The organism is Paracoccus sp. (in: a-proteobacteria) (assembly GCF_039808215.1).
Taxonomy (GTDB): Bacteria; Pseudomonadota; Alphaproteobacteria; order Rhodobacterales; family Rhodobacteraceae; genus Paracoccus.
The window spans coordinates 30674-45073 of record NZ_JBDHSP010000005.1 but is presented as its reverse complement, the minus strand read 5'-3'; the positions used below and the strand labels follow the sequence as shown (position 1 = coordinate 45073).

The 14400-nt window shown below is 68.1% G+C and carries 16 protein-coding genes and 2 tRNA genes; 5 read left to right on the top strand and 13 right to left on the bottom strand.

Annotated elements, in window-relative coordinates:
• Nucleotides 1–38: 38 nt before the first annotated feature.
• Both betB and betI read right to left on the bottom strand, forming a co-directional pair.
• Nucleotides 39–1496, bottom strand: a complete 1458-nt coding sequence (betB, locus tag WMK75_RS03285; protein ID WP_347266226.1) for a betaine-aldehyde dehydrogenase — start codon at nt 1494–1496, stop codon at nt 39–41.
• A complete protein-coding gene (gene betI, locus WMK75_RS03280) occupies nt 1493–2068 on the bottom strand; it encodes a transcriptional regulator BetI (protein WP_347266225.1) in 576 nt (191 codons plus the stop codon). The genes betB and betI overlap by 4 nt, the downstream gene beginning before the upstream one ends.
• Nucleotides 2069–2196: 128 nt before the next feature.
• Between betI and choX the strand changes: the two genes are divergently transcribed.
• The 3 genes from choX to choV all read left to right on the top strand — a co-directional run bounded on the left by choX (nt 2197) and on the right by choV (nt 5183).
• On the top strand, nt 2197–3147 hold the full coding sequence (gene choX / locus WMK75_RS03275; RefSeq protein WP_347266224.1) for a choline ABC transporter substrate-binding protein: 951 nt from the start codon (nt 2197–2199) through the stop codon (nt 3145–3147).
• Nucleotides 3148–3289: 142 nt separating this feature from the next.
• Nucleotides 3290–4144: a choline ABC transporter permease subunit gene (choW, locus tag WMK75_RS03270; RefSeq protein WP_347266223.1), complete on the top strand. Its 855-nt coding sequence runs from the start codon at nt 3290–3292 to the stop codon at nt 4142–4144.
• Nucleotides 4137–5183 (top strand): choline ABC transporter ATP-binding protein, encoded by a 1047-nt coding sequence (gene choV, locus WMK75_RS03265; protein ID WP_347266222.1) that lies wholly within the window; start codon nt 4137–4139, stop codon nt 5181–5183. Before choW ends, choV begins: the two co-directional genes overlap by 8 nt.
• 7 nt (nt 5184–5190) lie before the next feature.
• On the opposite strand, the gene WMK75_RS03260 is transcribed toward choV, so the two are convergent.
• A complete protein-coding gene (locus tag WMK75_RS03260; protein ID WP_347266221.1) occupies nt 5191–6105 on the bottom strand; it encodes a DMT family transporter in 915 nt (304 codons plus the stop codon).
• Between the two features lie 39 nt (nt 6106–6144).
• The gene (locus WMK75_RS03255) at nt 6145–6741 is read right to left on the bottom strand and encodes a LysE/ArgO family amino acid transporter (protein WP_347266220.1); all 597 of its coding nucleotides are present in this window, start codon (nt 6739–6741) and stop codon (nt 6145–6147) included.
• A gap of 81 nt (nt 6742–6822) precedes the next feature.
• Between WMK75_RS03255 and WMK75_RS03250 the strand changes: the two genes are divergently transcribed.
• Nucleotides 6823–7407, top strand: coding sequence for a LysR family transcriptional regulator (locus WMK75_RS03250; RefSeq protein WP_347266219.1), 585 nt, complete (start codon nt 6823–6825; stop codon nt 7405–7407).
• Nucleotides 7408–7445: 38 nt separating this feature from the next.
• Here WMK75_RS03250 and WMK75_RS03245 read toward each other — a convergent pair whose 3' ends face one another.
• The 9 genes from WMK75_RS03245 to WMK75_RS03205 all read right to left on the bottom strand — a co-directional run bounded on the left by WMK75_RS03245 (nt 7446) and on the right by WMK75_RS03205 (nt 13076).
• On the bottom strand, nt 7446–8186 hold the full coding sequence (locus WMK75_RS03245) for a YebC/PmpR family DNA-binding transcriptional regulator (RefSeq protein ID WP_347266218.1): 741 nt from the start codon (nt 8184–8186) through the stop codon (nt 7446–7448).
• A 64-nt stretch (nt 8187–8250) separates the two neighbouring features.
• Nucleotides 8251–8490 carry a ribbon-helix-helix domain-containing protein gene (locus WMK75_RS03240; RefSeq protein ID WP_347266217.1) on the bottom strand — a complete coding sequence of 80 codons (240 nt, stop codon included), beginning with the start codon at nt 8488–8490 and terminating at the stop codon, nt 8251–8253.
• Nucleotides 8483–8677 (bottom strand): DUF4169 family protein, encoded by a 195-nt coding sequence (locus WMK75_RS03235; protein WP_347266216.1) that lies wholly within the window; start codon nt 8675–8677, stop codon nt 8483–8485. Before WMK75_RS03235 ends, WMK75_RS03240 begins: the two co-directional genes overlap by 8 nt.
• A 3-nt stretch (nt 8678–8680) precedes the next feature.
• Nucleotides 8681–10078: a class II fumarate hydratase gene (fumC, locus tag WMK75_RS03230; RefSeq protein ID WP_347266215.1), complete on the bottom strand. Its 1398-nt coding sequence runs from the start codon at nt 10076–10078 to the stop codon at nt 8681–8683.
• Between the two features lie 87 nt (nt 10079–10165).
• Nucleotides 10166–10642 carry a ClpXP protease specificity-enhancing factor SspB gene (locus tag WMK75_RS03225; protein ID WP_347266214.1) on the bottom strand — a complete coding sequence of 159 codons (477 nt, stop codon included), beginning with the start codon at nt 10640–10642 and terminating at the stop codon, nt 10166–10168.
• 168 nt (nt 10643–10810) lie between these two features.
• Nucleotides 10811–10887: transfer RNA gene (locus WMK75_RS03220), tRNA-Asp, on the bottom strand.
• Nucleotides 10888–10914: 27 nt separating this feature from the next.
• A tRNA-Asp gene (locus WMK75_RS03215) sits at nt 10915–10991 on the bottom strand.
• A gap of 141 nt (nt 10992–11132) precedes the next feature.
• Nucleotides 11133–11834 (bottom strand): PRC-barrel domain-containing protein, encoded by a 702-nt coding sequence (locus WMK75_RS03210; protein ID WP_347266213.1) that lies wholly within the window; start codon nt 11832–11834, stop codon nt 11133–11135.
• 108 nt (nt 11835–11942) lie between these two features.
• The gene (locus WMK75_RS03205; protein ID WP_347266212.1) at nt 11943–13076 is read right to left on the bottom strand and encodes an anhydro-N-acetylmuramic acid kinase; all 1134 of its coding nucleotides are present in this window, start codon (nt 13074–13076) and stop codon (nt 11943–11945) included.
• A gap of 60 nt (nt 13077–13136) precedes the next feature.
• Here WMK75_RS03205 and tyrS point away from each other — a divergent pair, with 60 nt between their 5' ends.
• Entirely contained in the window at nt 13137–14375 is a 1239-nt protein-coding gene (gene tyrS, locus WMK75_RS03200) for a tyrosine--tRNA ligase (RefSeq protein ID WP_347266211.1), read from the top strand.
• Nucleotides 14376–14400 lie beyond the last annotated feature (25 nt).

The following is a 14400-nucleotide window of genomic DNA, read 5'->3' as shown; positions in this document are numbered from 1 at the left end:
AAATACTCATGCCGGCGCTGGCACCGGCGCGGCGCCGCTCAATAGGGTGCATCGACGCCCCCCATGCCGACATAGACCGATTTCAGCTGCGTATAATGCTCGATCGCCGCGGCCGAATTCTCGCGCCCCAGACCCGACAGCTTGACGCCGCCAAAGGGCGCCTCGACCGGCGTCAGGTTATAGGCGTTGATCCAGGTGGTGCCGGCCTGCAGCGCCGCGGCGACCCGGTGCCCGCGCGCCAGGTCGCGGGTAAAGACCCCCGCCGCCAGGCCATAGGGGCTGGCATTGGCCCGCGCCAGGACCTCGGCCTCGCTGGCAAAACCCAGCACCGACATCACCGGGCCAAAGATCTCCTCGCGCACGATCCACATGTCGTCGTGCGCCGCGGAAAACACCGTCGGCGGGATGAACGCCCCCTCGCCCGCGCCGCCGCACAAGAGCTGCGCGCCCTCGGCCAGGCCCTTCGCGATGGCGTCGCGGATGCGGCCCGCCTGCGCCGGGCTGACGATCGGGCCGTGCTGGGTCGCCTCGTCCAGGGGATCGCCAATCCTGACCGCGGCCAGCCGCTCGGCCAACCGCGCCAGGAACGCCGGGCGGATGCCGTCCTGAACAAAGACCCGCGTGCCGTTCGAGCAGATCTGCCCCGAGGAATAGAAATTCGCCAGGATCGCCGCGCCCACCGCATCCTCGAGGCTGGCGTCGTCAAAGACGATCAGCGGCGACTTGCCGCCCAGTTCCATGGTGACATGGCGCATGCCCTGCGCCGCCGCGGCATAGACCCGCTGCCCGGTGGCGACCGAGCCGGTCAGCGACACCTTGGCCACGCGCGAATCGGCTACCAGCGCCGCGCCGACCGCGCCGCGCCCCTGCACGACGTTGAAGATGCCGGCGGGCAGCCCGGCCTCGGTCAGGATCGCCGCCAGTTGCAGCGCGCCCAGCGGCGTTTCCTCGCTGGGCTTGAAGACCATGGCATTGCCCATGGCCAGCGCCGGCGCCGCCTTCCAGCAGGCGATCTGGCTGGGATAGTTCCAGGCGCCGATGCCGGCGCAGACGCCCAGGGGCTCGCGGATGGTATAGACGAAATCGCCGCCCAGCGGGATGGTCTGCCCGGTCACCGTGGGCGCCAGCCCGGCGAAATATTCCAGCGCATCCGCGCCCGAGGGCCAGTCCGCCACTCGCGTCTCCTGGATCGGCTTGCCGGTGTCCAGCGTCTCGAGCCGCGCCAGTTCCTCGCCCCGCTCGCGGATGATCCGGGCGGCGCGCATCAGCACGCGGCCGCGCTCGACCGGGCGCAGCGCGGCCCAGGCGGGCTGGGCGGCGGCGGCGGCGGCGCAGGCAGCGGCCACCTGCGCCGGGCTGGCCTCGCGCAGCCGCGCGATCACCTCGCCGCTATGGGGGTAGTGCACCGGCAGATCCGCGCCCTCGCCCTCGACCGGGGCGCCGCCGATGTGAAGGCTGGCGACGGGTTGCGCATCGGGACGGGGAAGGATGCTCATGTCAGGGCCTTTTCCAGATAATCCAGGGTCATGCGTTCGGCGGTGGCGGCGTCGAGTTCGGGCGAAAGCGCCGCGCGCAGGTAAAGCCCGTCGATCAGCGCCCCCAGGGTGCTGGCGGTAGCCTCGGCCCGCGCCCCGACCAGCGGCCGCAGCGCCACCAGCAGATTCGAGCGCAGCCTGCGGTGATAGACACGCAACAGCCGCGCCGCCTCGGCATCGACCAGCGCCAGCGCATAGAAGTTCAGCCAGGCGGCGATGGTGGCATGTTCGAAATTCGCGCCGGCGAAACTGGCGCGGACGATGGCGAAAAGCCGCGCGCGCGGGTCAGGGTCAGCGACGCCCGCCAGCGCCGCCCGCGCCGCCAGCCCATACTGGCCCAGGATGTGCCGCATCGCAGCAAGAAAGATGCGTTCCTTTGCGCCGAAATAGTGATGCGCCAGCGCCGTGGACATGCCGGCCTGGCGCGCGATCTGCGCCACCGTCACGTCGAGCGAGCCTTTTTGCCCGACCACGGCGATAGTGGCGTTGATTAACGCCGCTTTTCGGATAGGTTCTGCACCGAGTCTGGGCATGGAATGGCCCCCGCTTCACCGTTTCGTCCCCGCCGGGCGCGGACGATCCGAATCTGCAGATCTTTGATTGACTCGTCAATCGACGAAACCTTTACTTGGTCATCGGCCAAAAGCACAAGGGGAAAAAGATGGAATTTCGCCGCACCTGCACAGGAATTGCGACCGCGCTGGCCGCGACGCTGGCCCTGACCGGCAGCGCCTGGGCCGCCGAGGACGCGACCTGCCGCAAGGTCATCTTCTCGGATGTCGGCTGGACCGACATCAGCGCGACCACGGCGCTTGCCTCGACCGTGCTGCAGGCCCTTGGCTATCAGACCGAGACCAAGATCCTGTCGCTGCCCGTGACCTATACCGCCATGGCCAAGGACGATGTCGATGTGTTCCTGGGCAACTGGATGCCCAGCCAGGAAAACGACATCAAACCCTATCGCGACGCCGGCACGGTCGATGTGCTGCGCACCAACCTGACCGGGGCGAAATACACCCTGGCCACCAACCAGGCCGGCGCCGATCTGGGCATCGACGACTATTCCAAGATCGCCGCGCACAAGAAGGAACTGGGCGGCAAGATCTATGGCATCGAGCCGGGCAATGACGGCAACCGCCTGCTGCTGGAAATGGTGGCCGAGAACAAGTTCGACCTCGGCACGTTCGAGATCGTGGAAAGCAGCGAACAGGGCATGCTGGCGCAGGTCGCGCGCGCCGACGGCGCCGGCAAGCCGGTGGTCTTTCTCGGCTGGGAACCGCATCCGATGAACAGCCAGTTCAAGATGACCTACCTGGCCGGCGGCGACGAGATCTTCGGCCCCGATTTCGGCGGCGCCCGCGTCGATACCAACGTGCGCGCAGATTACGTCGAAAAATGCCCCAATGTCGGCAAGTTCCTGCAGAACCTCGAGTTCACCCTGCCGATGGAGAACGAGGTCATGGGCCTGATCCTGAACGACGGCAAGCAGCCGGCGGATGCGGCCCTGACCTGGCTGAAGGCCAATCCCGAGGCGGCCACGCCCTGGATCGCCGGCGTGACCACCGTGGACGGCGGCGACGCGGCCGCGGCGCTGGCCAAGTTCCTGGGCTGACAGGGCGGCGGCAGGGGCTGCCCCCTGCCCGCGCAGCCGCCCGGACCCATCCCGGGTCCGGGCGATCACCGAAACGGCAAGGAGCCGGTTTCCCGCCCGCCGGGGCCCGGCCATCCCGACCCAGAACGGCAGCCAAGGACGCATGGACCAGCTCACCGCATTCCTGACCGATACCAAGATCCCCGTCGGCCGCACGGCCAAGGCGATCTTCGACTGGCTGAACGCCCATGCCGCGTTCGTCTTCGATTTCATCTCGCGCATGCTCGACGGGTTGATCAACGCCATCCTGACCTTGCTGGAACTGCCCGACCCGCTGATCTTCACCCTGCTGGCGGTGGCGCTGACCTGGGCGCTGCAGCGGCGCTGGCAGACCTGCCTGCTGGTGGCGCTCAGCCTGCTGTTCATCCTCAACCAGGGCTACTGGCTGGAGACCATGCAATCGCTGACCCTGGTGCTGTCGGCCTGCGTGGTCTGCATGACCCTGGGCGTGCCGATCGGCATCGCCGCCGCGCACCGGCCGCGGCTTTACGCCTGGCTGCGGCCGGTCCTTGATCTGATGCAGACGCTGCCGACCTTCGTCTATCTGATCCCGGCCATCGTGTTCTTCGGCATCGGCATGGTGCCGGGGCTGATCGCCACGGTGATCTTCGTGCTGCCGGCGCCGATCCGGCTGACCTATCTGGGCATCGTCTCGACCCCGCCGGCGCTGGCCGAGGCCGCGACCGCCTTCGGCGCCACGCCGCGCCAGCTTTTGTGGAAGGTCGAATTGCCCAGCGCCATGCCCCAGATCATGGCCGGGCTGAACCAGACGATCATGCTGTCGCTGTCGATGGTGGTGATCGCGGCGCTGGTTGGGGCCTCGGGCCTGGGGGTGCCGGTGGTCAGGGCGCTGAACAGCGTCAACACCGCGCTGGGTTTCGAAAGCGGTTTCATCATCGTCGTGGTCGCGATCATGCTCGACCGGATGATGCGGGTGAAAGGACACGGGGATGACTGAACACAATGCCGTGGAATTCGACAATGTCAGCATCGTCTTCGGCAACCGGCCGCAGACGGCACTGCCCTTGATGGACCAGGGCCTGGATCGCGGCCCGATCAAGGCCGAGACCGGCCAGGTCCTGGGCGTGCACGACTGCTCGCTTTGCGTGCGCGAGGGCGAGATCCTGGTGCTGATGGGGCTCTCGGGCTCGGGCAAGTCGACGCTGTTGCGGGCAGTGAACGGGCTCAACCCGGTCTGCCGCGGCGAGGTCAGGGTCTGGGACGGCAGTCGCATGACCCCGGTCAGCCAGGCGCGCGTCACCGAGCTGCGGCGGCTACGCCGCGAACGCGTCGCCATGGTGTTTCAGCAGTTCGGCCTGCTGCCCTGGCGCTCGGTGCGTGAAAACGCCGGCCTCGGGCTGGAACTGGCCGGCGTGCCGGCCGACCAGCGCCGCAAGCGGGTCGATGCGCAGCTGGCGACCGTGGGCCTTGCCGACTGGGCCGAGCGCAAGGTGGGCGAGCTCTCGGGCGGCATGCAGCAGCGCGTCGGCCTTGCCCGCGCCTTCGCCACCGAGGCGCCGATCCTGCTGCTGGACGAGCCCTTCTCGGCGCTGGATCCGCTGATCCGCACCCGGCTGCAGGACGAATTGCTGGCGCTGCAGGCGCAATTGCGCCGCACGATGATCTTCGTCAGCCACGACCTCGACGAGGCCTTCCGCGTCGGCAACCGCATCGCGCTGATGGAGGGCGGGCGCATCGTCCAGGTCGGCACCGCCCGCCAGATCATCGCCAATCCGGCGAATGGCTATGTGGCGGATTTCGTCGCCCACATGAACCCGCTGGCGGTGCTGACCGCCGAGGACGTGGCCGAGGCCGGCATGGCGCCGGGTGCGCCCATCGGCCTTGACACGCCGCTGCGCGAGGTCATCCGCCTGATGGCCGAGCGCCAAAGCGAGGCGCTGCCGTTGCCCGCCGGCCGGCAGGTGACGCGCCAGGGCGTCATGTCGCGGCTCGCCACCCGCCCCGCCGCCAGCGACGAGGCCGCGCGGGCGGGCTGAGCGGCCCTCAATTCTCGCGCGTGGCGGCGGGCGAGGGGGTCAGCGGCGCCCGCCGCAGCCGCGCCTCGCGCCAGGCCATGTAGCTGATCGCGGCGACCATCATCGCCCCGCCCACCAGCACCCAGATATCCACCGGCTCGGCAAAGACCAGCGCGCCCAGCAGGCTGGCCCAGATCAGCTGCAGAAAGATCACCGGCTGCGTCACCGTCAGCGGCGCCGCGGCAAAGGCGCGCGTCATCGCGTAATGTCCCGCCGTGGCCGAGGCGGCGGTGCCCGCCAGCACCGCGCATTGCCCCAATGTGGGCGGCACCCAGACCGCCACCGCCACCGGCGCCAGACCAAGGCAGACGGTCAGCGACATCATCGCCACCACCACCGCCGCCGGCACCAGCCCCGCCAGCCGCTTGGCCACCAGATAGGACGAGCCGAACATCACCGAGGCGCCCAGCTGTGCCATGTGCCCGGGCTCGAGCGGCCGCAGGCCGGGACGCAGCACCACCATGGCGCCCGCCAGCACCACCGCAATGGCCAGGCCGCGCCGCCAGGACAGCCGCTCGCCCAGAAACAGCACCGCGCCCAGCGCCACCACGATCGGGTTCAGGAAACCGATCGCGGTCACCTCGGCCACGGTGATGCGCGCCATGGCAAAGAACCACAGGATCACTGCCAGCGTATGCAGCGCCCCGCGCAGCACGAACAGCCGCCAGATCGGCGGCGCGAACCCCTGGCGCAACGCCGGCAGCAGCGCCGGCAGCAGCAGTACAAGGCCAAAGGCAAAGCGGATGAAGGCGCCCTCGGCCGCGGGCAGCGCCAGACCCAGCCAGCGCACCGTGCCGTTCACCGCGACAAAGCACAGCCCCGCGGTCAGCATCCACAGGATGCCGGCCAGATCGCCGCGCGTGCCGGAAGGATCCTGCTCCATGGCCCGAGACTTGCCCGAGGGCCGCGGCGGGCGCAAGCCTCAGCCGCCCAGCGCCAGCCCCAGCGCGATCGCCCACATCACCAGCCCCACCAGCAGGTCCAGCACCCGCCAGGCCAGCGGCCGCGCGAACAGCGGCGTCAGCACCCGCGCCCCGTAGCCCAGCGCGAAAAAGAACAGCACCGAACCCGAGACCGCCCCCAGGACAAAGCCCGGCTTGTCCTCCCATCCGGCCGAGATCGCACCCAGCAGCACCACCGTATCCAGCCAGACATGCGGATTGAGCCAGGTCAGCGCCGCCAGCACCCCCAGCGTCGCGGCCAGGCTGCCGGCCCCCTCGCCCAGCGCCAGCACGGCGCCGCCCCGCCAGGCGGCAAGAAAGGCCCGCCCGCCATAGGCGAGCAGAAAGACCACGCCGCCCCAGCGCATCGCCTGCAAGAACCACGGCGCCCGGCCCGCGATCGCCCCCGCCCCCAGCACACCGGCGCTGATCAGCAGCGCATCCGAAATGGCGCAGAACAGGCAGGTGGCCAGCACGTGATGACGCATCAGCCCCTGCTTCAGCACGAAAGCATTCTGCGCCCCGATGGCGACAATCAGCGACAGGCTGCTGCCCAGACCGGCAAGGTAGGCACTCATGGCAGTCTCCTTTCCGCCCTCTTGCCGGCGGTCGCGCCTTCAGGCAAATTAAAATTCATCATGTTTGTTAAGCCAGACTGAATGCTCGACTATCCCGCGCTCCTGGCCCTCAGCGAGATCACTCGCCGCGGCTCCTTCGAGGCGGCGGCCTCGGCGCTCGGCGTCACCCCCTCGGCGGTGTCGCAGCGCATCAAGGGACTCGAGGAACGGCTGGGCGAGGCGCTGATCCACCGCGGCCCGCCGGCGCGCGGCACCGCGCGCGGGCTGCGGCTGATGCAGCACCTGGACCAGGTGCGGCTGCTGGAACAGGCGCTGCAGGGCGACAGCGATCCGGCGCATCTGCGCCTTGCGGTGAATGCCGACAGCCTCGCGACCTGGTTCCCGCCGGTGATGGCCGCGCTCGATGTGACTTATGATCTGGTGGTGGACGACCAGGACTTCGCCCGCGACTGGCTCAGAAAGGGCGAGGTCGCGGCGGCGATCAGCTCCGACCCGGACCCGGTGCCGGGCTGCGACGCGCAGGCGCAGGGCCGGCTGATCCCCCTGGCCCCGGACCTGCCGCTCGACATCGCGCTCTACTGGCTTGTGCAGCGCGCGCTGGCCCCGGCGCTCGCGCCGCTGACCTGCGCAATACGCGAAAGGGCCGCAGCGGAACTGCGACCCTGATTTCTCTGTTCTTCAAATACTCCCGCCGGAGGCGGAACTTACAGCTGCGCCGCGACATCCTCGGGAATGTCGAAATTGCCGGTGACGTTCTGCACGTCGTCATCCTCCTCCAGCGCGTCGATCAGCTTCATCAGCTTCTGGGCGGTCTCGAGGTCGATCTCGGTCGGAGCCTGCGGCTTCCAGATCAGCTTGGCATGTTCGGATTCGCCAAGGCTCGCCTCCAGCGCGGTCGAGACCTCGGCCAGATCGCTGTCCGAAGTATAGATCCAGTGCCCGTCCTCGTCGCTTTCCACATCCTCGGCGCCCGCCTCAAGCGCGGCCATCATCACCGTGTCAGCGTCGCCGGCGCCGGCCGGATACATGATCTCGCCCTTGCGGTCGAACATGAAGCTGACCGAGCCGGTCTGCCCCAGATCGCCGCCATGCTTGGTGAAATAGCTGCGCACGTTCGAGGCGGTGCGATTGCGGTTGTCGGTCATCGCCTCGACAATGATGGCGATGCCGTTCGGGCCGTAGCCCTCATAACGGATCTCGTCATAGTTCTCGGCGTCGCCGCCCTGCGATTTCTTGATCGCCCGGTCGATCACGTCCTTGGGGACCGAGTTCGACTTGGCTTCCTTCACCGCCAGACGCAGACGCGGGTTCTTTTCGGGATCAGGGTCGCCCATCTTCGCGGCGACGGTGATCTCTTTGGCCAGTTTCGAAAACAGCTTCGAGCGCAGCTTGTCCTGCTTGCCCTTGCGATGCTGGATATTGGCCCATTTGCTATGGCCTGCCATGGTATGTCCCGGAATTTGGATATGTGAGGCGGCTTTTAGTCAGCCGGGGCCGGCACCGCAAGCTTTACCCCCGTCCCCCGGCGATTTCCGCCAGCACATACAGGCGCAAGGCGGTGGCCAGCCCCACTTCGGGGGGGCGGGCGGCGTCGATTGCGGCAATCAGCGCCGTCGCGGTCACGCCTTGCGCGCGGGCAATGCCGCGCAGCCCGGACCAGAAGGCATCCTCAAGGCTGACAGAGGTGCGATGCCCACCGATGGTGACGGATCGTTTCACCGGTGGCGACATCGCGGGCAGGTCAATCATCGCCGGTCTCGCGCCTGTGCTGGTCCAGATGGCGGGCGGCACGGGCGGCCGCATCCGTTTCGGCCAATTTCTCGGCCTTGCTTCGGCCGAATTTCGCGGCGTTCTGGTCGCCCTGTTTGCGGGCGCTGTCACGGGCGGCGCTTTTGCGCGCCGCCCGCAGGTTGATGATCTTGCCGCTATCGGCCAAGGATCAGTCCTCGGGACCGACCATCAGCTCCGGCCGCACCACGCGGTCGAAGGTCTCGCCATCGACAAAGCCCAGGGCAATCGCCTCTTCGCGCAGCGTCGTGCCGTTCTTGTGCGCGGTCTTGGCCACCTTGGTCGCATTGTCATAGCCGATGGTCGGGGCCAGCGCCGTCACCAGCATCAGCGATTCCTTCATCAGCCTGTCGATACGGGCGATATTGGCCTCGGTGCCGACGACCATATTGTCGGTGAAGGACCCCGCCGCGTCCCCCAGCAACTGCATGGATTGCAGCACGTTATAGGACATCATCGGGTTATAGACGTTCAGCTCGAAATGGCCCTGCGAACCGGCAAAACCGATCGCCGCGTCATTGCCCATGACATGGGCGCAAACCATGGTCAGCGCCTCGGCCTGGGTCGGGTTCACTTTGCCCGGCATGATCGAGGAGCCCGGCTCGTTCTCCGGCAGGATCAGTTCGCCCAGACCGGAGCGCGGACCCGAGCCCAGGAAACGTATGTCGTTGGCGATCTTGTAGAGCGAGGCCGCGACCGTCTTGAGCGCGCCGGAAAAGAACACCATCGCGTCATGCGCGGCCAGTGCCTCGAACTTGTTGGGCGCGGTGACGAAGGGCAGGCTGGTGATTTTCGCGATCTCGGCGGCGATGGCCTTGTCCCAGCCCTTTTTCGTGTTCAGGCCGGTACCGACGGCGGTGCCGCCCTGCGCCAGCTCATAGATGTCACCCAGCGCCAGCTTCACCCGCTCGATGCCCTTGGCGACCTGATGCGCGTAACCGCCGAATTCCTGACCCAGGGTCAGGGGCGTCGCGTCCTGCGTATGGGTGCGGCCGATCTTGATGATGTCCTTGAATTCATCCGCTTTCGCGGCCAGCGCCTTGTGCAGCTTTTCCAACCCCGGCAGCAGCACGTCGCGCGCCTGCATGGCAATCGCCACATGCATCGCGGTCGGGAAGGTGTCGTTCGAGGACTGACCCATGTTCACATGGTCGTTCGGATGCACGGGTTTCTTGGAGCCCAGCTCGCCGCCCAGAATCTCGATGGCGCGGTTCGAGATCACCTCGTTCGCGTTCATGTTCGACTGCGTGCCCGAGCCGGTCTGCCAGACCACCAGCGGGAAGTTGTCGTCGAACCTGCCGGCCACGACCTCGGAGGCCGCCTGCACCATCGCCTTGCCGATGGCGGGGTCCAGCTTGCCCGAGGCCATGTTCACCTCGGCCGCGGCCTGCTTGATCACGCCCAGCGCACGCACGATGGCGACCGGCTGTCTTTCCCAGCCGATGGGAAAGTTCTGGATCGAGCGTTGCGTCTGCGCGCCCCAATACTTGTCGCCGGGGACTTCCAGCGGGCCGAAGCTGTCGGTTTCGGTGCGGGTGGTCTTGGTCATGGCATGCTCCCTCACGGTGTCGTGGGGGTTCTAGGCCGGATGCGCGGGATTCGCAATCGGTATGCGATGGTATGCCACGCGCCGCGCCTATTTGCGCCATTTGTCGAGGCTGACAACCTCGCCGCCGCCCCTGGGCGTGTCATCGCCCGGCGTGTCGTCCCCGGGGCCGCCCTCGTCGTCGTCCTCTTCTTCCCCGTCCTCCTCGTCCTCTTCGTGGTTTTCAAAGCGCAGGCCGAACTCGACCGAGGGATCGACGAAGGTGCGCAAGGCGTCGAAGGGGATATAAAGCGGCTCGGGCGAGTCGCCGAAGTTCAGCGTGATGCGGAACCCTTCGGGCGTGACCTTCAGATCGTCGAACCAGTGCTGGATGACGATGGTCATTTCCTCGGGATAGCGGTCGCGCAGCCAGTCGGCCATCTCGACGCCGGGATCGCGGGTGTCGAAGGTGATGAAGAAGTGGTGATCGCCCGGCAGGCCTTCCTGTGCCACCGCCTGCAACACCTCGGCGATCAGCCGCTGCATGGCCCGGTGCATCATTCCGCCGTAATCGATTCCGCGTGCCATGGGGATCTCCGTCCTGCCTAGGCGGTCAGCATAGGGAATTGGCACGGGTTGAAAAGCCCCCTGGCGCCTGCCACGACCCCGGCCCGGCGGCAGCATGCCAAGACGCAAAACCCCGGTCAGAGGCACGGTTTTCCCGTATCAGAGGGGTGCTTCGGGATCTGGGGAAAATGGCGCGGTTGACGGGGCTCGAACCCGCGACCCCCGGCGTGACAGGCCGGTACTCTAACCAACTGAGCTACAACCGCGCATTGCCCGAGCGTTCGTCATGGTGGTGGCGCGGTTGACGGGGCTCGAACCCGCGACCCCCGGCGTGACAGGCCGGTACTCTAACCAACTGAGCTACAACCGCGCAGACCATATCCCCGGATCGCCGTCCGGGGTGCGAGGGGGTTTACGCAGGCCGGCGGGTGGCGTCAAGCCCGAACTTGCGCAAATTCCGTGCCGGGGCCCGCGCGGGGGCGGCCCGGCACGGGCCTCATGGCGCAGGCGCCTATTTGCGCACGGTTTTCTCGTCGAAATCCGGCAGGGCCTCAAGCTCGGCCTTGGTATAGTTGGTCAGGAAGAAGGTGTGCTCGCCCAGCGTCACCAGGTGAATCGCGTCCTTGCCCAGCAGCACCTTCTTGGCGCCGATGCCCAGAAAGCCGCCGATGTCGGCGACATAGCCGACCACCATGCCGGCATCGTCCAGAACGATGTCATTGACCTTGGCGATGTCGCGCCATTCCGCCGGACGCTCGGTCACGCTTGGCGCCACCCATTCGGTGCTCGAGGGCTGGTTGGTGGTCCAGATCCGCCGGCTGGTCACCCAGGAGCTGGTGACGCCCGGCGCCGCCTCGGAGATCGCCGGCGCCTTCACGTCGGGGGCCACGACCGGCGCCGCCGGGGCGGCGGAGGGCGCGGCATCGGCGGCGGCCTTCGCGGCATCGGGGGCGGCGGCCCCGGCCTCGGCTTCGCCCTCTGCCTCGGTTGCAGCTTCGGTCACAGCTTCGGTCACCGCGGTGGTCGTGGCCTGCCCGGCCTCGCCCGCGGCCTGCTCTGCCGCCTCGATTACCCGGCTGGCGGCGTTTTCGGCCGCACCTGCGGCATCCTGGACCTGTGCGGCGGGAGGTGCAGGCGGCGGTGTCGTCGCGCCTTGTGCAAGGGCAGCGCCGGCAAGCGCCAGCGTCGCGGCGGCGAGGGCAAGGGGCTTCATGGACTCGGGTCCTTTCCGGTTTTCTTGTTGCTGGCGACCATGCGCCGCCAGATCTCCGCCCAACGTCGGCGCCGGCGCCATCGTTCCCGCCGGAACGCAACATCGCACTCAGGATGCAAGAATCCGCCGCAGCGACGCGCCGCCGCCTGCCGGCGCACTGATGCGGCCGCCGCAGACCGGGCCGGGCGCGGCGGTGGTGCCCGGCCCCGAGGTCGGCAGCCCGCGCAGCACCCGCACCGCCAGCCAGCCGAAGGCCTGCGCCTCAAGCATGTCGCCATCCAGCCCCGCCGCCTCGACCGGGGCGACGCGGGCGGGCAGGCGCTGCGCCAGTGCTGCCATCATCGCCTGGTTGTGGCGCCCGCCGCCGCAAACCAGCAGCAGTTCCGGCGACCGCGGCAGGGCCGCGACGCCCGCGGCCACCGCCGCCGCCGCCGCATGGGTCAGCGTTGCGGCGGCATCCGCATCAGGCAGCGCCGCCACATCCGCCAGCAGGTCGGGAAAGGCGTCGCGGTCCAGCGATTTCGGCAGCGGCCGGGCAAAATGGGGATGCGCCAGAAAGCGCGCGATCACCGCACCATCGGGCCGGCCCGCCGCGGCCAGCCGCCCGCCCTCGTCCCGGAGTGTGTCGCGGCGCCGGCGCATCAGGTCGTTCAGCGGCGCATTGGCCGGGCCGGTATCGAAGGCGATGCAGGCGCCGGGCGCCTCGGGGGACGGCGCGGCAAGATCGACGAAGGTCAGGTTGCCGACGCCGCCAAGATTGAGAAAGGCCAGCGGCGCCCCTGGCAAAAGCCCCTGCCCCGCCGCCCATTCGGCGCAGGCCCAGTGAAAGAACGGCGCCAGCGGCGCGCCCTCGCCGCCCTGCCGCACATCCTCGCTGCGGAAATCCCAGACCACCGGCCGGCCCAGCCTTTGTGCCAGCGCCGCCCCGTCTCCGGCCTGATGCGTGCCGCGCCCCTGGGGATCATGCGCCAGCGTCTGGCCGTGATAGCCGATCAGTTCGGCCTCGGGGAAACCTTCGGCCAGGGCCGCATGGGCGGCGACCGACAGCGCGGCGGCCGCCGCCACATCCGGCCCGCCCGGCCACTGCCCCAGCGCCGCATGGAAAACTCCGGCCTCGTTGTCGCCATAGGCGCGATAGGCGCTGCGGCCAAAGCCTGCGATGCGCCGCCCGTCGGTCTCGATCAGCGCCGCGTCCACCCCGTCCAGCGAGGTTCCCGACATCATCCCCAGCGCCCGGATCATTCGCCTGTTCCCCTTTTGCCCGCACCCCGGTATATCCGCGCCATTCGAAAGGAACAGCCCATGACCTACCGTGCCAAATCCGACTTCCTGACCGTGATGGTGGAACGCGGCTATCTGGCGGACTGCACCGACCTGCAGGCCCTGGACGAAGCCCTGACCCAGGGGCCGGTGACGGCATATATCGGTTATGACGCGACCGCCGCCAGCCTGCATGTCGGGCATCTGCTGAATATCATGATGCTGCGCTGGTTCCAGAAGACCGGCAACCGCCCGATCACCCTGATGGGCGGCGGCACCACCAAGGTGGGCGACCCGAGCTTTCGCAGCGAGGAACGCCCGCTGCTGACGCCTGCGCAGATCGGTGACAATATCGCCGGCATGCAGCAGGTCTTTGCCCGCTACCTCGATTACGGCGCGGGCAAGGCCACGATGCTCAACAACGCCGAATGGCTGGACGGGCTGAACTATCTGGATTTCCTGCGCGACATCGGCCGGCATTTTTCCGTCAACCGCATGCTGTCCTTTGAATCGGTCAAGTCGCGGCTGGACCGCGAGCAGTCGCTGTCGTTTCTTGAATTCAACTACATGATCCTGCAGGCCTATGACTTTCTGGAACTGTATCGCCGCTACGATTGCCGGCTGCAGATGGGCGGCTCGGACCAGTGGGGCAATATCGTCAACGGCATCGACCTGACGCGGCGGGTGCTCGACGGCGAGATCTGGGGCCTGACCTCGCCCCTGCTGACCACCTCGGACGGGCGCAAGATGGGCAAGTCGGCGGGCGGCGCGGTCTGGCTGCGCGGCGAGATGCTGTCGCCTTACGAATTCTGGCAGTTCTGGCGCAACACCACCGATGCCGACGTGGGCCGGTTCCTGAAACTCTACACCGACCTGCCGGTTGCTGAATGCGAACGGCTGGGCGCACTTTCCGGCTCTGAGATCAATGCCGCCAAGATCATCCTTGCCAATGAGGTGACCGGGTTGCTGCACGGTGCCGATGCCGCCGCCCGCGCCGAGGCCACGGCACGCGAGGTCTTTGAACAGGGCGGCGCCGGGGGCGATCTGGAGATCGTGACCATCGGCCCGGAGGCGCTGCCCGTCTCGGTGGTGCAGCTCCTGGCGCAGACCGGCATCGCCGCCTCGGGCAAGGAGGCCAAGCGCCTGATCGCCGAGGGGGGGCTGCGGCTGAACAATGCCGCGGTCAGCGACCCGCAGCTGGCGGTGGACGCGGCGCTGATCGGCGCGGGGTTGAAGGTCTCGGTCGGCAAGAAGAAGCACCGCATGGTGCAGCTGGGCTAGGCCGGGTCGCCGTCACAGGCATTCC